The sequence below is a fragment of the Flavobacterium sp. DG2-3 genome (genome assembly GCF_030730925.1).
In the GTDB taxonomy this organism is placed as follows: domain Bacteria; phylum Bacteroidota; class Bacteroidia; order Flavobacteriales; family Flavobacteriaceae; genus Flavobacterium.
Genome location: NZ_JAVAMB010000004.1, coordinates 191279 through 213259 on the forward strand (window position 1 = coordinate 191279; position 21981 = coordinate 213259).

At 34.4% G+C, this 21981-nt stretch carries 16 protein-coding genes; 9 read left to right on the top strand and 7 right to left on the bottom strand.

The features are described from left to right. Positions 1 to 310: 310 nt before the first annotated feature. The gene (locus Q9Q97_RS08280; protein ID WP_306156092.1) at positions 311 to 1189 is read right to left on the bottom strand and encodes an AraC family transcriptional regulator; all 879 of its coding nucleotides are present in this window, start codon (positions 1187 to 1189) and stop codon (positions 311 to 313) included. A 304-nt stretch (positions 1190 to 1493) separates the two neighbouring features. On the opposite strand from Q9Q97_RS08280, the gene Q9Q97_RS08285 reads away from it, so the two are divergent. The 6 genes from Q9Q97_RS08285 (at position 1494) to Q9Q97_RS08310 (ending at position 10059) form a co-directional block, all read left to right on the top strand. Beyond that, the gene (locus Q9Q97_RS08285) at positions 1494 to 2630 is read left to right on the top strand and encodes a glycoside hydrolase family 26 protein (protein WP_306156093.1); all 1137 of its coding nucleotides are present in this window, start codon (positions 1494 to 1496) and stop codon (positions 2628 to 2630) included. A gap of 33 nt (positions 2631 to 2663) precedes the next feature. Then, positions 2664 to 4055 (top strand): MFS transporter, encoded by a 1392-nt coding sequence (locus tag Q9Q97_RS08290; protein ID WP_306156095.1) that lies wholly within the window; start codon positions 2664 to 2666, stop codon positions 4053 to 4055. A gap of 25 nt (positions 4056 to 4080) precedes the next feature. After that, positions 4081 to 5271 carry a glycosidase gene (locus tag Q9Q97_RS08295; protein WP_306156096.1) on the top strand — a complete coding sequence of 397 codons (1191 nt, stop codon included), beginning with the start codon at positions 4081 to 4083 and terminating at the stop codon, positions 5269 to 5271. Positions 5272 to 5277: 6 nt separating this feature from the next. Next, positions 5278 to 6468, top strand: coding sequence for an AGE family epimerase/isomerase (locus tag Q9Q97_RS08300; protein WP_306156097.1), 1191 nt, complete (start codon positions 5278 to 5280; stop codon positions 6466 to 6468). Between the two features lie 145 nt (positions 6469 to 6613). Next, a complete protein-coding gene (locus tag Q9Q97_RS08305; RefSeq protein WP_306156098.1) occupies positions 6614 to 7903 on the top strand; it encodes a cellulase family glycosylhydrolase in 1290 nt (429 codons plus the stop codon). 176 nt (positions 7904 to 8079) lie between these two features. Beyond that, positions 8080 to 10059, top strand: a complete 1980-nt coding sequence (locus Q9Q97_RS08310) for a glycoside hydrolase family 97 protein (protein WP_306156099.1) — start codon at positions 8080 to 8082, stop codon at positions 10057 to 10059. 192 nt (positions 10060 to 10251) lie between these two features. On the opposite strand, the gene mgrA is transcribed toward Q9Q97_RS08310, so the two are convergent. From mgrA to Q9Q97_RS08330, 4 genes are all read right to left on the bottom strand, one after another. Continuing rightward, positions 10252 to 11208, bottom strand: coding sequence for an L-glyceraldehyde 3-phosphate reductase (gene mgrA, locus Q9Q97_RS08315; protein ID WP_306156101.1), 957 nt, complete (start codon positions 11206 to 11208; stop codon positions 10252 to 10254). 383 nt (positions 11209 to 11591) lie between these two features. Then, a complete protein-coding gene (gene bglX / locus Q9Q97_RS08320) occupies positions 11592 to 13907 on the bottom strand; it encodes a beta-glucosidase BglX (RefSeq protein WP_306156103.1) in 2316 nt (771 codons plus the stop codon). A 183-nt stretch (positions 13908 to 14090) separates the two neighbouring features. Next, positions 14091 to 15473, bottom strand: coding sequence for a sialate O-acetylesterase (locus Q9Q97_RS08325; protein WP_306156105.1), 1383 nt, complete (start codon positions 15471 to 15473; stop codon positions 14091 to 14093). Next, entirely contained in the window at positions 15463 to 16563 is a 1101-nt protein-coding gene (locus tag Q9Q97_RS08330) for an SGNH/GDSL hydrolase family protein (RefSeq protein WP_306156107.1), read from the bottom strand. The genes Q9Q97_RS08325 and Q9Q97_RS08330 overlap by 11 nt, the downstream gene beginning before the upstream one ends. A 216-nt stretch (positions 16564 to 16779) precedes the next feature. On the opposite strand from Q9Q97_RS08330, the gene Q9Q97_RS08335 reads away from it, so the two are divergent. After that, positions 16780 to 17289, top strand: a complete 510-nt coding sequence (locus tag Q9Q97_RS08335; RefSeq protein ID WP_306156108.1) for a C40 family peptidase — start codon at positions 16780 to 16782, stop codon at positions 17287 to 17289. A 224-nt stretch (positions 17290 to 17513) separates the two neighbouring features. On the opposite strand, the gene Q9Q97_RS08340 is transcribed toward Q9Q97_RS08335, so the two are convergent. Next, on the bottom strand, positions 17514 to 19094 hold the full coding sequence (locus Q9Q97_RS08340; protein ID WP_306156109.1) for a murein L,D-transpeptidase: 1581 nt from the start codon (positions 19092 to 19094) through the stop codon (positions 17514 to 17516). A 337-nt stretch (positions 19095 to 19431) separates the two neighbouring features. Next, the gene (locus Q9Q97_RS08345) at positions 19432 to 19848 is read right to left on the bottom strand and encodes a DUF1573 domain-containing protein (protein ID WP_306156110.1); all 417 of its coding nucleotides are present in this window, start codon (positions 19846 to 19848) and stop codon (positions 19432 to 19434) included. Between the two features lie 164 nt (positions 19849 to 20012). Here Q9Q97_RS08345 and Q9Q97_RS08350 point away from each other — a divergent pair, with 164 nt between their 5' ends. Next, the gene (locus tag Q9Q97_RS08350) at positions 20013 to 21278 is read left to right on the top strand and encodes a sensor histidine kinase KdpD (protein WP_306156111.1); all 1266 of its coding nucleotides are present in this window, start codon (positions 20013 to 20015) and stop codon (positions 21276 to 21278) included. Further along, positions 21275 to 21961, top strand: a complete 687-nt coding sequence (locus tag Q9Q97_RS08355) for a response regulator transcription factor (protein WP_306156112.1) — start codon at positions 21275 to 21277, stop codon at positions 21959 to 21961. The genes Q9Q97_RS08350 and Q9Q97_RS08355 overlap by 4 nt, the downstream gene beginning before the upstream one ends. Positions 21962 to 21981 lie beyond the last annotated feature (20 nt).

A 21981-nucleotide genomic window follows, 5' to 3' on the forward strand; every position in this document is an offset into this window, starting at 1 on the left:
ATAAGTGTTTGGTTAGTTATTTGTTTATTGCATAATCTAAAAGTAATGCCAGGGTAAATTTTACTTTAAAATTATTTAACAAATCTATAACAGAGAGAATTATCAAATCGATAGTATTATATCATTTAATGATAATATTTTTACTAGAATCGATTTAAAAAACAGATATGAAAATAAAATCATATAAATTTTAAATAATTCGCAATCACAGCACCCTAAAAGAACATATCTAATGAATAAAAACCAATGAAAACGCAAAAATCAAACGTTTTCGTTAAAAATAATATTTATGAGTGACAAAAAAGTATCACTATAAAATACGTTTCAAACCTGAAAACTCTTCACGATACTGACTTGGTGTGCAGTTTTTTGTTGCTTTAAAACTGCGATTAAAGTTGGCAATATTATTAAAGCCAGATTTAAACGCAACTTCAGAAACGCTCATATCTTTTTCAACCAGCCAGCGCGCCGCGTAACCAATTCTGATATCATTTATATAATTGACAAAAGTTTTTCCGGTACGTTTTTTTATAAATCGGTTAAAAGAAATAATCGACATGCTCGCCACATTTGCCACATCTTCTAAAGTGATTTTTTCTGCAAAATGTTTCTGCACATATTCATAGACCAATTTCATTTTATCATAATCATCAAACGTATCATAATCTACCGTATAAGTTGAAAGCAATCGCTGATTTCGAGAATTTGCCAAATCATATAACAAAGAGGTAATTTCAAGAAAATAGTCCATACCATCCAGCTTAGAAAGCCTCACAAGCCTTGGAGTCAATTCTTCCGCTGTTTTTTTCGAAAAAAGAATTCCGTGAATAGATCTATTAAACATATCTCGAATCGGATTCATGATTCTTCTAGACAGTAAAGATTCATGAAATAAATCATTATGAAACTGAATGGTTATTTCGTGTATTTTTTTACTGGTACATTTATTTAGCTCCCAACCGTGATATAAATTCGGACCAATTAAAACCAATTCGACATTATCAATTTCTTCAATATTATCTCCCACAACCCGTTTCACTCCTTTTCCGTTCAAAATAAAATTGATCTCAAATTCAGGATGATAATGAACTGGAAAATCAAAACTGTCTTTTACGCGATCAAAAACCAAAAAGCTGTCACTCGCAGCAAGCGGCGCAATTTCTCTATAAAAATTTTTAGTAGTACCCATCTCAAAAACTGTTTTCAGGAAGTAAGTATTCGTTTTTTGACTGCAATAATATGATATATAATTGATAAAATAATATTAATTACACTTTAATCATCCGTTTATCTTTGAAAAAATTAATTATCATTTCTTTAAAAACAACATTAATAATAAACATTAATCATTTTTTATTAAATAACTTTTTATAGTTTTAATAATTTTAGCAATAATAGCTTAGAGAATTTTCGAAAGAAAAAACACTAAGATTTACAAACCGTAAACCCTTGTTTATTTTGCTTTTAGCTAAACAACCAACTTATATTTCGAAATGAAAAAACATTTTTTAACGCTTTTGACCGTAACTTTAATAAGCAGTTCCTGTTTGTCTCAAAAAAACACCGCTAATACTAATTTGTCACTTTCAGATAAAAAAGCAACTTCAGAAACCAAAACTTTATACAAAAACCTTAACACACTTTCTCAAAAAGGTTTTTTATTCGGACATCAAGACGATTTGGCGTATGGTGTAAAATGGAAATATGAAGATGGAAGAAGCGACATAAAAGATGTAGTCGGCGATTATCCTGCTGTTTATGGTTGGGATATTGCGGGTTTAGAAAATGACAGCCCAAATAATATTGACGGCGTTCCCTTTAGCAAAATGAAACAATATATTATCGAAGCAGATGCCAGAGGCGGAATCTCAACAATCAGTTGGCATTTTGATAATCCTGCAACAGGAAAAAACGCATGGGATAATCAGCCAAATTCTTTAAAAACGATTTTGCCTGGTGCAGAAAACCATAAAAAATTCACTTCCTGGTTAGATAAAGCAGCCGTCTTTTTTCTTTCTTTAAAAGATAAAAACGGAAAAAACATTCCAATTCTTTTCCGTCCGTTTCATGAACTTACTGGCGGATGGTTCTGGTGGGGAAAAGGGAACTGCACGCCAGAAGAATTCAAAACCGCATGGAAATTTACCTTCGACTATCTGCAGAAAAAAGGTGTTCACAACTTAATTTATGTGTACAATACAGGAAGTTTTGGCAGTGAAAATGATTTCCTAACTAATTACCCTGGCGATCAATATGCTGATATGTTAAGTTTTGATACCTATCAAAATAACAATGATCCCAATGGTGAAAAGTTCATCTCTGAAGTTCAAAATCAATTTAAAATATTGAACGAAATAAGCCTTAAAAAACATAAATTAATGGCTTTAGCAGAAGCAGGTTACGAAGCAGTTCCAGATCCAAAATGGTGGACAGGAACTTTATTGAAAGCTATTGGAGATTATAAAATTTCTTATGTGCTGTTATGGAGAAACCACGGCTGGCAGGAAAAAGAACAAAAAATGCATTATTATGCGCCATTTTCTGGTCAGGTAAGCGAAAAAGATTTTGTTGATTTTTATAATCTCAATCAGACTATATTTGAAAAAGACATTAAAAAAGCTCTAAAATAAACTAACTCAATTTAAACCTCAAATAATTAACCAATGCACGACAAAATTAGTTTAAAAGAAAAAATCGGTTACGGACTCGGAGATGCCGCTTCATCCATGTTTTGGAAAATTTTCAGCATGTACCTCCTATTTTTCTACACCGATGTTTTCGGATTGGCACCTGCCGTAGTTGGAACCATGTTTCTAATTACTAGAATCTGGGATTCTTGCTTTGACCCAATTGTTGGAATTCTAGCCGATAGAACCAAAAGCAAATGGGGAAAATTCAGACCGTATTTACTTTGGGTAGCCATACCTTTTGCCGTGATTGGAGTGTTAACTTTTTATACTCCAGATTTTGACGAAAAAGGAAAAATCATTTATGCCTACGTTACTTACTCTTTAATGATGATGATTTATTCGTTAATCAATGTGCCGTATGCATCACTTTTGGGCGTAATGTCTTCTGATAGAAAAGAAAGAAATACATTATCGTCTTACCGAATGGTTTTTGCTTTTGGAGGAAGTTTATTAGCGCTTTGGTTAATTGAGCCTTTGGTAAATTATTTTGGCGGAAATTTAAATTCTAAAACGGGCTGGCTAGCCACAATCGCCGTTTTCGGATTAATTACAACTATTTTCTTCTGGGCTTGTTTTTTATTTACTAAAGAAAGAGTACAGCCAATTGGAGACGAACAAAATAACTTAAAAGAAGATTTACAAGATCTTCTAAAAAATAAACCTTGGTGGATTTTATTGGGTGCTGGAATTGGCGCTTTGGTTTTCAATTCTATTCGAGACGGTGCGGCAGTTTACTATTTCAAATATTATGTAAGCAGTTCGGTAAACTTCGATTTTTCACTTTTCGGAACCGATTTCCACATGACACCAACTTCAATTTATTTAGTTTTAGGACAAGCCGCAAATATCATCGGAGTAATTCTAGCCACACCAATTGCCAATAAAATAGGAAAAAAGAAAACCTTTTTCGGAGCAATGGCTTTGGCAGCAATTTTAAGCCTTATTTTCTATTTATTCGGAAAAGAAGATATTTTCCTAATCATGACTTTCCAAGTTTTAATCAGTATTTGTGCGGGTTGCATTTTCCCATTAATCTGGTCAATGTACGCTGACAGCGCCGATTATTCAGAATGGAAACAAGGGCGAAGAGCAACAGGTTTGGTTTTCTCAGCATCCTCAATGTCTCAAAAATTTGGATGGACAATTGGCGGCGCTGGAGCAGGTTGGCTTTTAGGCTATTTCGGATTTCAGGCCAATGTTGAACAAACTGCCTTCACACAAAACGGAATTCAATTAATGCTGAGTATTCTTCCTGCAATTGCAGCTGCAATATCAGTACTATTCATATTATTTTATCCTTTATCTGAAGAAAAATTACAGCTTATAGAACAGGATTTAAACGAAAAGAGAAATCAAAATCATTAAAAATAAAGACAAAGAATAAATCTATATGACAACAATAACCTCTTCAGCCACTTTTCAAGAAAGAAAATCGGCATTAGAAAAACAACATAAAACACTGCTTGAGCAAATAAACGAACCTCAAGAAATAGTTGGAAACGGCATATACGAACGTTACAAAAACCCAGTTGTTACTGCAGCGCACATTCCGTTAAACTGGCGTTTTGATTTTAACGAAAATTCAAATCCGTTTTTACAGGAAAGAATTGGAGTAAATGCTGCTTTTAATGCCGGCGCCATGAAATGGAATGGAAAATATTTATTAGCAGTTCGTGTAGAAGGAATTGATAGAAAATCTTTTTTCGCTATTGCGGAAAGTCCAAACGGGATCGATAATTTCAAGTTTTGGGATAAACCTTGCGTAATTCCACAAACGGAAGAGCCAGATACAAATGTTTACGACATGCGTCTGATCAACCACGAAGACGGATATGTTTACGGCATTTTCTGTACGGAAAGAAAAGATCCAAAAGCACCAAAAGGTGATACAAGTTCGGCTGTAGCCAATGCAGGAATCGTTCGTTCTAAAGATTTAATAAACTGGGAAAGACTTCCAGATTTAATTTCAAACACAGGACAACAACGAAATGTGGTGCTTCATCCTGAATTTGTAAACGGAAAATACGCTTTATATACACGTCCGCAAGACGGTTTTATTGATGTTGGATCTGGAGGCGGAATCGGTTTAGGCTATATTGACGATATGACAAATCCCGTTGTAAAAGAGGAAAAAATCATTTTCGGAAAACAATATCATACGATTTATGAATTGAAAAACGGTTTAGGCCCTGCTCCTATTAAAACTTCAAAAGGCTGGTTGCATCTGGCGCACGGAGTTCGAAATACTGCCGCAGGATTACGTTATACTCTGTATATGTTTATGACTGATTTGAATGATATTACAAAAGTAACGCACGTTCCAGCAGGTCATTTTATGGGGCCAGAAGGAATTGAAAGAGTTGGCGACGTTTCGAATGTTTTATTTTCTAATGGATGGATCGAAGATGAAGACGGAACAGTTTACGTTTACTACGCTTCATCAGATACACGTATGCACGTTGCCGTTTCATCTGTTGACAAATTGGTTGATTATGTAATTAATACTCCAGCAGACACTTTTATTTCTGCAGGTTCTGTTCAGACTATTATTAGCCAAATCGAAAAAAATAACGCAATTTAAAATATCGTGTCACTACAAGTAAAGCTTTTAAAATCGGAACTCACCGCAGAACTAGATTCTATTCTAAACTATTGGTCGAAGCGTACTATTGACGACCAAAATGGTGGTTTTGTCGGGCAAATCGATTTTAATGATCACCAAATTGCGAATGCAGAAAAAGGTTCGGTTTTAAATGCCCGAATTCTTTGGACGTTTTCTGCCAGCTACAAGACCACAAAAAACGAAAACCACAAAAAACTGGCAGAAAGAGCATTTGATTTTCTAGTAGCTTATTTTTATGACACCCAATTTGGAGGTCTTTTTTGGAGTATAAATGAGGATAAAACTCCAAAAGACACCAAAAATCAGATTTACGCATTAGCTTTTGCCATTTACGGATTATCTGAATATTATTCGATTTCTCAGGAAGAAAGAGCTTTAGAAATTGCTAAAAACTTATATCATAAGATTCAAGAATACAGCTACGATCCTGAAAACAAAGGTTATTTTGAAGCTTTTACGAGAGACTGGAAACCGATTGAAGATTTGCGTTTGAGCGAAAAAGATGCCAACGAAAAGAAAACAATGAACACGCATCTTCATATTATTGAAGGCTATGCAAATCTTTACAAAGTCTGGAAAGACGAAAAACTGCTTGCAGACATTGTTGAATTATTAGAAACAATCGAAAAATATTTTATTAATACCAAAACAGGTCATTTACGCTTGTTTTTTGACGAAAACTGGAAAGAAAAACCAGATGTCATTTCGTACGGGCATGACATCGAAGCGGCTTGGCTTTTACAGCAATGTGCCGAAATTTCAGGAAACGAAAAATTAATTGCCAAGTATAAAAAACACGCCATTCAAATTGCTGAAGCTACCAAAAAAGGCTTAGATTCCGACGGCGGATTATGGTATGAATATGATCCTGAAACAAAAGAATTAATTGCCGAAAAACACTGGTGGCCACAAGCCGAGGCTTTAATTGGTTTCTACAATGCATATCAATTAACAGGAAAAGAAGAATATCTGGACATTGTTTTGAAAAACTGGTCTTTTATAAAAAAACACATTCTCGACAAAAAGAACGGAGAATGGTTTTGGGGTGTTTATGACGATTACTATACCATAAAAAAAGACAAAGCCGGATTCTGGAAATGTCCTTATCATAACGGAAGAGCTTGTTTAGAATTGATCAATCGAATTAAAGACTAAAAAGCTGTTCAAAGTTTTGAAAACAAAAAACTTCTAATGAAACATAAAGCCTAGCCCTGATAGAAGTGGAAATCCTTTTATTTTTTTCTTTAAAAAATAAAAGATTGCAACGGATAGCAGGAAATAGCTCCTAAAAAATATCATCATGAAAAATAAATTTCTTAAAACTCTTTCTTTGGCTTTAATTTTCTCAGCAATCGCTTGTCAAGCACAGGAAAAAATCACTGTAAAAGGAAACGAATTTTATAAAGGCGACAAACCATACGCTTATATTGGAACCAATTATTGGTACGGAAGTATGCTGGCGTCTAAAAAAATCGGCGATCGTAAAAGACTTTTGCGCGAATTGGATTTGATGAAGAAAAATGGAATCGATAATCTTCGTGTTTTGGTTGGAGCAGATGGTGGAAAATACGATTTTACCGTTCGTCCCGCGCTTCAATACGAACAGGGAAAATACGATGAGGATTTATTGGACGGTTTGGATTTTTTATTGAATGAAATGCAAAAACGTAATATGTACGCCGTTTTGTACCTCACCAACAATTGGGAATGGTCGGGCGGAATGTCGCAATATTTAGAATGGAATGGCAAAGGTCCGGTTCCCGTTCCTGCGATTCCGCCAAATACTTGGCCACAGTTTATGTCGTATACTGAACAGTTTCACAGCTGTGAGCCTTGTATGGAAGCCTTGAATAATCATGTCAAATTTATTATTGGAAGAACAAATGCTTATTCTAAAAAGAAATACAACGAAGATAATACGATAATGGCATGGCAGGTCGGAAACGAACCGCGACTTTTTACAATCGAAAACGAAGCTAAATTCACAAAATGGCTCAATACTATTGTGAATTTAATTGATAGTTTAGACAAAAATCATTTGGTTTCTACAGGTTCTGAAGGAAAAAACAGTTCAAACGACAGCATGGAAATCTTCGAAAGAACGCATCAAAATCCGAATATTGATTATTTGACGATGCACATCTGGCCGAAAAACTGGAACTGGTTTAAAGCCGATAATGCCGAAGCTACAATGCCAAAAACTATTGAAAATGCTGGAAAATATATTGACGATCATATTAAAGTTGCCAATAATCTGAAAAGACCGATTATTATTGAAGAATTTGGATTGCCGAGAGAAAATGAAAATCTAAATGCTGGAGCGCCTTCGGTTTATCGCGATCAGTTTTACAGCTATATTTTTGGGAGAGTGGTAGAAAGCCGTAAAAATAATGGCCCACTACAAGCTGCAAATTTCTGGGGTTACGGTGGTGAAGGAAAAGCCATTCACCCAGACGGAAAATGGAATCCAGGCGAGCCTTTTACAACCGATCCTCCGCAAGAACCGCAAGGTTTAAACTCAGTGTTTAATGGAGATAAATCAACCTTGGAAATTGTAAAAAAATACAATTTAGAATTGAAGAAAAAATAAAATATTTTAAACCATATAAGTTATATAAGTTCATTTAAATTGGCTTGTGTAAAGAAGGTTTTAAAACATATAAGTCCATAGAAAACCATTTTTAAGTTTATTTTAGAAAAAGCTTAAACAGCAAAATTTATTAAATAAACTTATATAACTTACATGGTTTCAAAAAAACACCCAACATGAAAAATATATTTGTTCTTTTTTGTCTTATAGTCGTAAATCTTTCTTTTTCTCAGAAGAAACAGGATTTTACAGTGACTTCTCCGAATGGAAAAATTGAAGTTACAGTTTCTGTAAATGATAAAATTTCATGGTCAATCTCTAGTGGAAAAGATTTGATTTTAGCTCCATCGGAAATGTCTTTGACTTTGGATCAAAATGAAGTTTTGGGCAAAAATCCTGTGGTTTTAAATTCGAAGAAAGAAAGTGTAAATACTTCTTTTGAAACGCCTTTGTACAAAAAGAAGTCAGTAAAAAATCAATACAATCAGCTGACTTTAAACTTTAAGAATGATTTCAGTATTGAATATCGCGTTTTTGATGATGGTGCGGCGTATCGATTTGTGACTAAAAAGAAAAAAGATATTACGATTAAATGGGAAAATGTCAGCTTAAACTTCGATCAAGATTATTCGACCTTAATGCCGTATGTTCGCGATTTAAGAAATCCGAAAGATCCTTATATTTCTTCTTTTGAAGCACATTATGAAAACAAAAAAATTAGTGAATTCAGCAAAGATACTTTAGCATTTTTGCCTTTTTTAATTGATTATAAAAACCATAAAAAAGCCGTTTTCTTAGAGGCCAATCTAGAAGATTATCCTGGATTGTTTGTAACGAATAATAAAAACAAATCGGGTTTTGAATCACGTTTTTCGAAATATCCAACAAAAGAAACTAATGGAGGTTTCAACAACATTAATCGATTAATTTCTGAAAGAGCCGATTATTTAGTTCAAACAAAAGGAACCAGAAATTTTCCGTGGAGAGCAATTGTTATTGCCGAAAATGATGCCGATTTAGCCAATAATGATATGGTTCAGAAATTAGCCGAACCCTCAAAAATAAAAGATATTTCATGGATCAAACCTGGAAAAGTGGCTTGGGATTGGTGGAACGATTGTAATATTTACAACATCGATTTTAAAGCTGGAATTAACACACAAACCTATAAATATTATATTGATTTTGCTTCGAAAAACAAAGTCGAATATGTAGTTCTAGACGAAGGCTGGAGTTTGGAAGAAGACATTATGAAACACAATCCGAATGTGGATTTGAAAGCTTTGATCGCATACGGAAAAGAAAAAAATGTTGGTCTTATTTTATGGAGTTCGTGGATGGCTTTGACCAAAAACACAGACGGAATTTTAAAAAATTATGCCGATTTAGGAATTAAAGGTTTTAAAGTAGATTTCTTGGATCGTGACGATGCTAAAATGGTCAATTCGGTTTATGATATTTCTCAGAAAGCGGCGAATTATAAATTGATTTTGGATTTCCACGGCATGTACAAGCCAACTGGAATTCAGAGAACGTTTCCGAATATTTTAAATTTTGAAGGCGTAAAAGGTTTAGAAAATAATAAATGGACACCAAATGATGATGTTCCATTATACGATACGACAATTCCGTTTATCAGAATGATGGCTGGCCCAATGGATTATACACCTGGCGCTATGCGAAATGCTACGAAAAGCGAATTCAAGCCAAGTCACTCAACACCAATGAGTCAAGGAACAAGATGCCATCAATTGGCTTTGTACACGATTTTTGAAGCGCCCTTGCAAATGATGGCCGACAGTCCGACTGCTTTTATGAAGGAACAGGAAAGCACCGATTTTATTGCTAAAGTTCCAACGACTTTTGATGAAACTGTTGCACTAGACGGAGAAGTTGGAAAATTTGTTTCTATTGCCCGTAAAAAAGGAAATATTTGGTATTTAGGCGCTATTACAAATTGGGATTCCAGAGATATTACAATCGACTTTTCTTTCCTTGAAAAAGGCAAAAAATATCAAGCAGAAGTTTTCTCAGACGGAGTAAATGCTAATAAAGCGGCGGTCGATTATAAAAGAGAAATTATTACGGTAGATTCTAATTCAAAAATAAAATATCATTTGGCAAACGGCGGAGGTTTGGCGATGATCATTCAATAAGTAAGTCCCAGAGGGACGAAATATTTATAGAAAAATAAACATATATAATATAAAGCTCCAGAGGAGCGACATATTTAGCCTTAATATGCCGCTCCTCTGGAGCTAATATTGTGAATATTATTGATTTTCTATAAATATATTGCTCCTCTGGAGCATAAATACTATATTAATACAATTCACTGATTACAAATATCACGCTAAAATCTTCTCAATCGCATTCAATTCATCATTTGAAAACTCCGTATTCTGCAAACAATCAATATTATTACACAATTGTTTTACAGAACTCGCGCCAATCAAAACCGAAGTGATTCGTTTGTCTTTTTGCAACCAAGCCAAAGCCATTTGCGCCAAAGACTGATTTCTATTCTGAGCAATTTCATTCAGCTGAATTAATTTCTGAATTCTTTCCTGCGTCACCTCATCTTCTCTCAAATGCCCGTTTGGATTATGCGCGCGAGAATTTTCAGGAATTCCGTTTAAATATTTATCTGTCAAAAGTCCTTGTGCCAAAGGCGAAAACGCAATACAGCCCACTCCTTTTTCTTCTAAAACATTCAACAAACCATTTTCTACCCAACGCTCTAACATCGAATATTTTGCTTGATGAATCAAACAAGGCGTTCCTAATTCTTTCAAAATATCCACTGCAACTCTCGTCTGTTCTGCCGAATAATTGCTGATTCCAACATACAATGCTTTTCCGCTTCTAACCGCGTGGTCTAAAGCCATCATTGTTTCTTCAATTGGAGTTTCTGGATCTGGACGATGTGAATAGAAAATATCAACATAATCAATATTCATTCGCTTTAAACTTTGGTCTAAACTTGACAAAAGATATTTTCGAGATCCCCAGTCGCCATAAGGACCATTCCACATCGTGTAGCCCGCTTTGGTAGAAATAACGATTTCATCACGCAGATTTCCTTGAAAATTATGCCATAATATTTTCCCGAAATTCTCCTCTGCAGAACCTGGAACTGGACCATAGTTATTTGCTAAATCAAAATGAGTAATTCCTTTATCAAAAGCCTCAATGGCGATACTTTCGGCATTTTCAAAGTTATCCACCGACCCGAAATTGTGCCATAATCCTAAAGAAATTTCCGGAAGTAATAATCCGCTTCGGCCACATCTGTTGTATTTCATTTTTTTTATTTAATAGTTGGAGTTTTAATAGATTTTAAAAATACAAAATTTTGCCACGAAGGCACAAAGTCACTAAGTTTATTTTAAAATTGTGCTCTGCTGATTTTTAATCGCGCAAAGGCGCAGAGTCGCAAAGTTTTTATTTTTAAGTTAATATGAATTGCGTCCAGCTTTAGCTGGATGAAAAATATTAACACAATTAAAAAGGCTTTAGCCAAACTCAAAAAAGTTTGGCTAAAGCCTTTTGAGCTTCAAAAACTTATCCCCCTAGCTGAAGCTAGGGGCTATTCAAAAAACTTTGCGACTCTGCGCCTTTGCGAGATTATAAACTTACAGCTTAGAAAAAAATCTTTGAGCCTTAGCGCCTTCGTGGCAAAAAAACTTTATTCCTTAATCTCAAAACCACCAGTCAATCCTTTATCAGAGCTTCCTCCAACCATGATTTTAAAAGTTCCTGGTTCTACTAAATATTTTCCTTCATTATTATAAAAACCAAGTTCTTTATCCGTTAAAGTAAAAGTTACCGTTTTTGTTTCTCCTTTTTTCAGGTTTACCAATTCAAAACCTTTTAATTCTTTAATTGGGCGAACGATACTTGCGAATTCATCATGAATATACAACTGAACCACTTCTTTTCCGTCATAATTTCCAGAGTTCGTTACCTCAACTGAAACCTCCACTTTTTCTCCTTTCGCGAAAGCCGTTTTATTCAATTTTAAGTTTTTATAATCGAATTTAGTGTAGCTCAATCCAAAACCAAACGGAAATAAAGGCGTTTTCTCCACATCCATATAATGCGACCAGAAAACATTTTTATCGCTGTCAATTGGTCTTCCAGTACTGTATTTGTTATAATAAATTGGCACCTGACCTACATTTCTAGGAAACGACATTGGCAATTTCCCACTCGGATTATAATCTCCGTATAAAACCTGCGCCACAGCATTTCCTGTTTGAGTTCCTAAATGCCAAGCCTCTACAATTGCCGGAACATTTTCTGCAGCCCATGGAATACTCAACGGACGTCCATTATTTAAAACCAAAACCACATTCGGATTCACTTTATAAATTTCTTCTAACAATTCTTGTTGTAAACCTGGCAAATTTAAATCAGTACGGCTTCTTCCCTCACCGCTTTGAAAACCATATTCACCTAAAACCATTACGACAACATCAGCATTTTTAGCCGCTGTTTTCGCCGCTTCAAAACCGCTTTTGTCTGTGGTATTAAAAACAGTTTCAGTTAAGAAAGTTGCTTTTTGTTTTAATAAATCAGCGCCTTTTTCAAAAGTTAATTGATTGTCTTTGTATTGTTGCATTCCCTCTAAAACCGAAACCGCAGTATCATCAGAAGCCGCAATTCTCCAACTTCCCAACGGACTGTTTTTATCATTTGCCAAAGCTCCAATCAAAGCGATTTTCTGTCCAGATTTTTTTAGCGGAAGCAAATTCTCATTCCTCCCCGACGGACAAGCATTCTTTAAAAGAACGATTGATTTTTTCGCCATATCCAAAACGCCTTCATTATTGGCTTTACTTCCAACAACTTCTTTTTCACGTTTTTCATCACAATATCTGTACGGATCATCAAATAATCCTAATTCAAATTTCACACGAAGAATTCTTCGAACGGCATCATCAACCAAAGCTTCTTTTACTTTTCCAGATTTTACCAAATCAACCAGTTTGGCAACATATAAATAGGATTCCATATCCATATCAGAACCCGCGATTACGGCTTTGGCTGTGGCGTCGGCTTCGTCTTTGGCATAACCGTGAGCGATCATTTCACGAATCGAAGCATAATCCGAAATCACGAATCCGTCAAACTTCCATTTTCCTTTTAAAATATCTCTTTGCAGGAAAGCATTTCCTGTTGCAGGAATTCCATTCAAAGTATTAAACGAATTCATAAACGTACGAACACCCGCTTCTACAGTCGCTTCAAAAGGAGGCAAAACTGAATTATATAATTTAGAATTACTGATATCTACAATATTATACTCCAATCCCGCTTCAACATAACCGTAAGCAGCAAAATGTTTCGCGCAGGCTGCAATCGTATTTACTTTTGCTAAATCAGAAAGTGTTTCTCCCTGAAAACCTTTTATACGTGCATAACCTACTTTACTTCCCAAGTATGGATCTTCACCCGCACCTTCCATCACACGGCCCCAACGCGCATCATTGGCAACGTCAACATTTGGTCCAAAAGTCCAATTGATTCCAGATGCCGAAGCTTCATCTGCCGCAATTGCCGCCGATTTTTTAATCGCCTCTAAATCCCAACTTGCTGCTTCTGCCAACGGAATCGGACTTAACGTTTTATAGCCATGTATTACATCAAAACCAATAATTAGCGGAATTCCCAATCGGGTTTCTTCAACCGCAATTTTCTGTACCGCACGAACTTCTTTCACGCCACGAACCGTCAGCATCGAACCCACTAATCCTTTTCTTAAATGTTCGTATTTTAATTCGGCTGTTCCGCCTTTTGGAGCCGGCCCAGTAACATCCCAAAAACCGTTGTACTGATTCATTTGCCCAACTTTTTCCTCCAAAGTCATCAAAGGCAAAAGCAAATCGATACGCTGTTCAATAGTTTTATTTTTATCCAAATACGGTTTCTTCTGTGCATTCATATTTCCAACAGTAAACAGGGACAAAACCCCGATAATAATTATTTTTTTATTTTTCATATTGTGGTTTAGTTAGTTTTTTTTTAAGCTTCTAAGGTACTGAGATACTAAGGTTCTAAGTTTTTTTTGCTTTTGCCACAAAGACGCTAAGGCACAAAGGTTTTTTCTTTGCGACTTGGTGTCTTTGCGAGATTAAATCATACATCGCGGGCTTCGACTTCGCTCAGCCTGACAATCTAAAATCTAATCTTCACTCGTAAAACAAGAAGCAGGCAAATTCGCTTTATTAAACAAATCTGATTGCGTTGTATTTCCCCATGCAAACCTCACTTTTGCAGGATTAACTACTTTCTTACTTGTCAAAATCACCTGATTATTTTGTATGGAAGCTTCTGCTGGATAGAAAATTCCATCTGCTCCTGCGACTTCAAATTGATTCGATTTTTTGTTTTTAAAATAAAGTCCGTCAGCATAATCAAAAGAAACAATTGCTTTGTTTTTTTCGGTTTTAATGTCTTTAAAAAGCGGTCCATTTACCAAATTAGAATTGGTTTTATACGTCTCCGCTAAAGCCAAATTTGCCAAACGAATTCCAACCGATTTTTTATTTTTTGGATGAATATCAATCGTATCTGAAATGTCTGAAGTTAAAACCATTCCAACATTATTCACTTCTTTTAATAATTTTCGTTGCGAATTTCTAACCGTGACATTCGAGAAATTATTACTTCCCGTTTTAAACGGCGCTATCTGAACATAATAAAAAGGAAACTCGTCTTTCCATTCTTTTCTCCATGAAGTAATTAACGCTCCCAAAGTTTTATCATAAACCAAAGAACCAACATTCGATTCTCCCTGATACCAAAGCGTTCCTGCAATTTTAAAACCAACAATTGGCGAAATCATCGCATTATAAGCGCGCCCAGGTTGTCTTGGTCCGTATTCTTGTTCGTTTAATTTTTTAGCATTTTCTAATAAAAGCGGATCGTTGTTTACCACTTCTTCAGGCATCCAGATTTCAGCTGGAGTTCCGCCCCAATTCGAAGAAATTAATCCGATTGGAACATTTTTTAAATCTTCGCGAAGGCGTTTGGCAAAAAAGTAACCAATCGCACTGAAATACTTCATCGTTTCTGGAGTCGATTCTGTCCAGTTTCCCAATAGATTATTTTGTGGAGTTGTCGCGGTTAATTTCGGAACCGTAAAAAAACGAATGTTTGGATTCGTGGCGTTTTTCATTTCTTCTTCGCCATCATCAATTCCCCAGCCTGCAGACATTTCCATATTCGATTGTCCCGAACAAAGCCAGACTTCACCAATTAAAATGTTTTTTAAAACAACTTCATTATAGCCTTTTATAGAAATTGTAAAGGGCCCGCCGGCTTCCGGAGTTTTGATTGTCAATTCCCATTTCGCCTGATTATTAGTAACAGTTTTATATTCCTGATTGTTCCAGCTTGAAATCAGTTTAATTTCTTCTTTAGGATTTCCCCAGCCCCAAATTTTCACTTCGGAGTTGCGCTGTAAAACCATATTATCACCAAAAATATTCGGAAGAGCCACGTTTGCCATCATAGTACTGGAAATCAATAGAAAGAAAACAAACTTAAAAATATTATTTTTCATTTAGTAACTTCTTTAAAAATGGAGCATATTCATCGGCCAAAACTTTATGATCTTCAACATCTGGATGTCCAGAACAACCTTTTGGTGTCATCGGTTTAAACTTGAAAATCTGAATTTCTTTGTGCTTTTTATCTTTCGCGAAAGCGGCTTTTACTTTATTCAGACAATCTTCGAAAACAGCGCCACGTTCACCGCCCACCATCGGACTGTTGGCAATTACGATCTGTACATTTGGATTGTGTTCGTAAAGCATTTTGATGAAATTAATGTAATTCGAAACATACTTTTCAGCATTAAAAGGCAGACGTTCTTTCTTTCCATCTCCGCCAGAAAAATCATTCGTGCCTAACGCAATACTTATAATATCAGGTTGAAAAGCAAAATCATATTTTGGCTTAGAACCATCTTTCGTTAAATACAAATTCTGATAAACATCAGGCATTATGGCCTCGTCCTTATTTTCGTCATTCCAATTCCGGTACATTCCGATTCCAGAAACACAACTCATTAAATAATCAACTCCAATTTCTCTCGCGATTCTTGGTCCGTATGCATAATAACCGTTATGGTGATCCATATATTCGCCTTTATCGCAAGGCACATCAGACGGATCACTCGCAGCACCACATGTAATAGAATCACCAATAAATTCGATTTTCTTTCTCTTTTTAAATGAAATCGAAGTCAGTTTTGCTGTAGTTCCAGCAAATAAAATATTACCGCTTTGTGCTTCGGTATTTTTATAGATTTCTAAATGATGTTCTTTTTTGTTTGAAGTTATTTTGATTGGAAAAGACTGAACAGCACCTTTCTCAATTTTAATCTTTCCTATATATTTCCCATCTAAAACCAACTGAACATAATTATGATGCTCATAAGAATCAACACTTTGAAGAGAAATCGAACATTCTTTTCCCGTAAAATTGAATGAAACCGAAGCCGCAGTTCCGATTAAAATGACTTGATCATTCTGCAATTTTTCGATTCTTCCTTCGTATAAGAAAGTTTTGCTGGCATTTTGAGTTTGTGATGTCGAAAGGACCGAAATCAGCAAAAACAAAATTAAAAGTGCTCTTTTTTTGAGAAACATAATTTATTTGTTAAAATATAAATACGATTCACAAATATATTGGAAAGAGAATATCTAGAAAGATACTAAAATGTCAAAAAGCAATAAAAAAACACCACATAAACACATCATTTGGAAACAAACTTGGCTTATTTGTATTTTTTAGGGTGTTTTTGTTCTTTTTAAAGTAAAATAACAGTCTATATTTAGCGTTAAAATTGATATAAAACTAAAAAAATGAGATCGCGCGTATTATTATTTTTAATTTCTGCTATTTTGCTTTCTTCTTTTACCTTAAAAAAGAACGAAGCTCAAATAGCCGTTTCAAACACTAAAATTCAAAGTAAAATCAATCGCGATTCTATCATTGTTTACGCTAAAAAATATTTGGGCACACCTTACGTATATGCGAGCAGTAATCCGCAAAAAGGTTTTGACTGTTCGGGATTTGTAAGTTATGTTTTTAAAAATTTTGGATTAACGCTTCCGCGAAGTTCTGGCGCTTATAAAAATTTAGGAAAAACGGTAAAACCTGAAGACTTTAAAGTCGGTGATATTTTAGTTTTTTATGGTTATAAAGACAGAACCATTATCGGGCATCTCGGTATAATCTGCGAAGCCAACGGAATGCAGTCAAAATTTATTCACGCTTCTTCTGGAAAAGCGCAACAAGTTACAATTACAGCGCTCGATACAGAACATTATACCAAACGCTTTTATAAGTGTATTGATGTTTTAGGTGAATAGCTTTTTTTTTCGCCACGAATTACACGAATTGCACTAATTATTTCTTTTATTCTTTTGCCGCAAATTACACAAATTTTCGCAAATTTTATTTCGCTACGATTAAATATGCCACAGATTAAAGGATTAAAAAAGATTAATCTGTGGAAATCTTTTTATCCCGATAGCTATCGGGAGTGGCAAAAAAAGAAATTTGCGAAAATTTGTGTAATTTGTGGTTTAAAAAACTACTCTTCAGTCAATAATTTTATCAAACTTTCGTCTCGGCTGTAAATATCTTTGTAGAAATTTAAATTTCCTTCTCGATCCACCCAAGCGGTAAAATAGCCGATATAAACGGGTACTTTTTTCTTAAGCGTATACCAGTTTTCTTTTCCGGCGTGCATAGCTTTATCTATTCTTGCAGGATTCCAAGCTGGGTCTGGTTTTAATAATTCGATAGCCAATTCTCTTGGTTTTGCAACACGCACGCAGCCGTGGCTAAACGCGCGACTTTCTCTTTCGAATAAACTTTTTGATGGCGTATCATGTAAATAAATATTACTTGAATTCGGAAATAAAAATTTTACCAAGCCTAAAGAATTGTTTTTTCCAGGCAATTGACGAACGGCACCATTATTCCACTCCAGATTTTTCTTTGCTAAATAATTTTTATCCCTAGCCATTCCAGGTTTAATTTCGCTTTTGATAATACTCGGTGGCACATTCCAATACGGACTGAATACAATATTATTCATCATTCCGCTGAAAACAACGGTTTTTGTCATCGCCCTTCCAACCACAACTGCTGAAGTAAAAGCAATTTTTCCGTCTTCAATTAAGTACAATTTAAACTCTGGAATATTAACTTCAATATATTTCTGCCCTTTTTCCAATTCAGGATCAATCCAACGGCAGCGCTCCATATTGACAATAATGGTTTTAATACGCTCAGAAACTGGAATATTTAAATCGTTAATATGCTCTTTTAAAATGATATTTTTTGGCGCATAGCCATGACGGATTTCGTAATTCTTAATCGCTTTTATCAAAGTCGTGTCGCAAATCGCACTTTTAGTATCTTCTTTAATGTCTTTGGTTACAAAAAGCCTTTCTCTAATTTGTGCAACTGTGCTTGAAGAATCGCCAACTTTTAAGCTTTTATAATCTTCTCCGATTTCAATAGTTTTCCAACCTCCATTTTTCTCAATTTCTCGATATTCTTTCAGTGCATCACGAAGTTTGTAATACTGGCTGAACATCTTTCTTTTCTTATCGTCGAGAATGGTCGATTTTTTAAAAATAGAATCAGAAAGCACTTGGTAGTTGAACTTTTTTCGCGGTAAAAGCCATTCTAACGAAATACTAGTTTTTTCGTCAAAACCTGCATACACTTTTTCGGCGTAGAAATAATACAAATTAGAAAGCAGTAAATCTGTATCTTCTTTGGAAAGTTTTTTAGCTGGATTATTTTCAAAAACAGAGTTTAGCTGTTCATTGTACGGATAATTGGTTTTTAATCCTTCCTCACCCAAATTTTTATATTGATTGAATAATGTATTGGCAAATTCGACAATTCCTTTATTGTCCTGCCACAATTGAGTCGATTTATTTTTTTGATATAAAGAAGTTACATCACCTTTAAATTTATCCAATTTCGGATAATTTTCATAGAATTTTGCAATGCGAACGCTGTCGATTGTAAGTTTTAATTCTGGAATTTTTTCAACTGTTTTTATTGAATTTTCTTCTTTTTTATCTGCTTTAGAATTACACGAAAAAAAAGCAAAAAACACAATTGCAATAAGAGGCGAATACCAAATTTTCATAGCTTATAATTTTCATTAAAAGTAAAAAATTTTCTATTAAATCAAAATTTCGAAGTTAAACTTAACAATTGTATTTAGAGGAAATATATTTTATTTCTGGCTGGTTGTTTTTTAACCGCAAAGAGCGCAAGGTTTTTTATAGAAAAAATACTCTTCATACATATTTTAAGTTCGCAAAGCTTATCTGTCAAAGCTTTGCGAACTTAATCGTAAGTGTAATTTCACATTAAAAATCCTTGCGTTCTTTGCGGTAAAAATTTAGACAAAGCAAAAAATAAAAAGCTCCAAACAATTTTCATGTCTGGAGCTTTTGCCATATAACCAACCTATTAAAATCTTAGATAACCGTACCTTTTAAAGTAAGTACTTTTGGAGTTGTTTCTGCACTAGTTGTTACAGTAACCGTTTTTGTAAAAGCACCTTTGTTTGCAGCGTTGTAAGTTGCAGTAACTTTTGCAGATTTACCTGGCTGAATTGGTTCTTTTGTATAATCTGTAGCTGTACATCCGCAAGATCCTTGCACGTTTTTAATTACTACAGCTGTTTTTCCTGTATTTTTAAATTCGTAAACAATTGCTTTTGGAGTTCCTTGTGGAATTTGTCCAACGTCAATTGTTTCTGCTTTCCAAACAATTGTAGATCCAGCCTCTGCAGCAATTTCAGTTTCTGAAACTAAAGATTGTACTGGAGCAATTGCTGAAAAAGACATTAGGCCTAATGCCAAAGCTAACATCGAAATTTTGATCATTTTCATAACTGATATATTTAAAATGGTTTTTAGTTCAACTTGATATTACAAAGGTAATTCAGACAAATTCAAATCGCTGTTAACTGGTTTCAAACGTTTGTTAATGACTTGTTAATCGCTTATTTTCAGGCTAAAATTCATTAATATTACACTCTCAAAATTTCCTATTCTTGAAAATTAATAAACTCAACAGCATCATTATCTTAGGATTGGTAGCCATCATTAGTATTCTGGTGGCACAATTGTTATGGACAAAAGAGGCTTTTACAATTGAACAAAAAAAACTGAGCCAGAAAGCGCATATTGCTTTGCTTGAAGTGGCTAAAAAATTATACGAAGGAACGAATCATGAACTTCCAGTACAGAATCCGGTACAGAAAATTGCGAACGACTATTATATTGTAAATGTCGATAACGAGTTTGAACCCGATATTTTAGAGTTTTACCTGAAAACGGAATTCAAAAAAATGAATATCACGACCGATTTCGAGTATGCGATGTACAATTGCCAAAGCGACGAAATGATTTATGGAGATTATATTTCGCTTTATAAGAAAAAGGCCGAATGCAAAAAAAGCGTCTATTTTCCAAAACATAAGAATCTAGTTTATTATTTTGCCGTTCGTTTTCCGAATGAAACGACATATTTATTCAGTTCAATGCGATTTTGGTTTATTCTTTCAACTGCATTGATTCTGATTTTACTGATTTACGTTTATTCGATTTTTACCCTTTTACAGCATAAAAAATATTCAGAATTGCAGCGTGATTTTATTAATAATATGACGCATGAGTTTAAAACGCCGCTAGCTTCTATTCTTATCGCTTCCAAATATTTGATTGAACAAAAACCAATTAAAGAAGACAAGAAACTTTATACGTATACAGATATTATTATCAATCAAGGAAATAAGTTAAACGGGCATATTGAGAAAATTCTAAATATTGCAAAATCTGATTATGCGCCTTTGGAAATCAAGAAAGAAAGTGTTTTAATTGTTCCTATTATTGAAGAAACAATCGAAAACATTCAGCTGAAATATCCAGATGCTTCCATCAAAATTGAATCTTCATCTAAAGATTATGTATTAGAGACAGATACTTTTCATTTTGCCAATTTAGTTTACAATTTGCTGGATAATGCGATAAAGTACTGTAACGAAAAACCAGAAGTTACTATTAAAATTACCGAAGATAATAACTGTCTAAAACTGGAGTTTATTGATAATGGAATTGGGATTAATCCTAAAAAAATATCTTTTATCTTTGATAAGTTTTATAGAGTTCAAAATGAAAAGAGCAATGAAGTTAATGGGTTTGGACTTGGTTTATACTATGTAAAAGAAATATGCAGTCTGCAAAACTGGAAAATAAAAGCCGAAAATAATCAAGAAAAAGGTGTTACCTTAACTTTATCAATTCCTTACAAAAAATGAGAAACTTCAAAATACTTTATGCCGAAGACGACGAAACTCTTGCGTTTTTAACCAAAGACAATTTGGAGCAGAATAATTATGAAGTTATTCATTGTTCTGACGGAAAATCGGCGCTTAAAATTTTTGAAGAAGAAGAATTTGACATCTGCATTTTTGATATTATGATGCCCAAAATGGACGGTTTTGAACTTGCAGAAGCGGTTCGAAAAATAGATGTTGACGTTCCTATTATTTTTCTTTCAGCTAAAACTTTGAAAGAAGACCGAATTAAAGGTTTGCGTTTGGGTGCCGATGATTATCTCGTAAAACCATTCAGCATTGAAGAATTACTGCTAAAGATTGAAATTTTCTTAAAGCGTTCGCAAAAAAATATTCCTCAGGCAAAAACTATTTATGAAGTTGGAAAATATCAGTTTGACACCAAAAATTTCATTCTTTTCAACAATGAAGAAAAAGTTGGGTTAACTCAGCGAGAAGCTGAATTATTAAAACTTTTTCTAGATCATAAAAACTCTGTTTTGAAAAGAGAGCAAATTTTAACTTCATTATGGGGAACAGACGACTATTTTATGGGAAGAAGTTTGGATGTTTTTATTTCGCGTCTGCGTAAAATCTTAGCCAATGAACAGGGAATTTCGATTGAAAACCTACACGGAATTGGGTTTCGGTTTTCTATTGGGTAAATCACAATTCTGTTAAAAAT

What these genes read in the sequence shown, in the direction of transcription:
- Q9Q97_RS08280 (WP_306156092.1), bottom strand. Translation starts at nt 1,189, where the DNA reads ATGGGTACTACTAAAAATTTTTATAGAGAAATTGCGCCGCTTGCTGCG.
- Q9Q97_RS08285 (WP_306156093.1), top strand. Translation starts at nt 1,494, where the DNA reads ATGAAAAAACATTTTTTAACGCTTTTGACCGTAACTTTAATAAGCAGT.
- Q9Q97_RS08290 (WP_306156095.1), top strand. Translation starts at nt 2,664, where the DNA reads ATGCACGACAAAATTAGTTTAAAAGAAAAAATCGGTTACGGACTCGGA.
- Q9Q97_RS08295 (WP_306156096.1), top strand. Translation starts at nt 4,081, where the DNA reads ATGACAACAATAACCTCTTCAGCCACTTTTCAAGAAAGAAAATCGGCA.
- Q9Q97_RS08305 (WP_306156098.1), top strand. Translation starts at nt 6,614, where the DNA reads ATGAAAAATAAATTTCTTAAAACTCTTTCTTTGGCTTTAATTTTCTCA.
- Q9Q97_RS08310 (WP_306156099.1), top strand. Translation starts at nt 8,080, where the DNA reads ATGAAAAATATATTTGTTCTTTTTTGTCTTATAGTCGTAAATCTTTCT.
- mgrA (WP_306156101.1), bottom strand. Translation starts at nt 11,208, where the DNA reads ATGAAATACAACAGATGTGGCCGAAGCGGATTATTACTTCCGGAAATT.
- bglX (WP_306156103.1), bottom strand. Translation starts at nt 13,907, where the DNA reads ATGAAAAATAAAAAAATAATTATTATCGGGGTTTTGTCCCTGTTTACT.
- Q9Q97_RS08325 (WP_306156105.1), bottom strand. Translation starts at nt 15,473, where the DNA reads ATGAAAAATAATATTTTTAAGTTTGTTTTCTTTCTATTGATTTCCAGT.
- Q9Q97_RS08330 (WP_306156107.1), bottom strand. Translation starts at nt 16,563, where the DNA reads ATGTTTCTCAAAAAAAGAGCACTTTTAATTTTGTTTTTGCTGATTTCG.
- Q9Q97_RS08335 (WP_306156108.1), top strand. Translation starts at nt 16,780, where the DNA reads ATGAGATCGCGCGTATTATTATTTTTAATTTCTGCTATTTTGCTTTCT.
- Q9Q97_RS08340 (WP_306156109.1), bottom strand. Translation starts at nt 19,094, where the DNA reads ATGAAAATTTGGTATTCGCCTCTTATTGCAATTGTGTTTTTTGCTTTT.
- Q9Q97_RS08345 (WP_306156110.1), bottom strand. Translation starts at nt 19,848, where the DNA reads ATGAAAATGATCAAAATTTCGATGTTAGCTTTGGCATTAGGCCTAATG.
- Q9Q97_RS08355 (WP_306156112.1), top strand. Translation starts at nt 21,275, where the DNA reads ATGAGAAACTTCAAAATACTTTATGCCGAAGACGACGAAACTCTTGCG.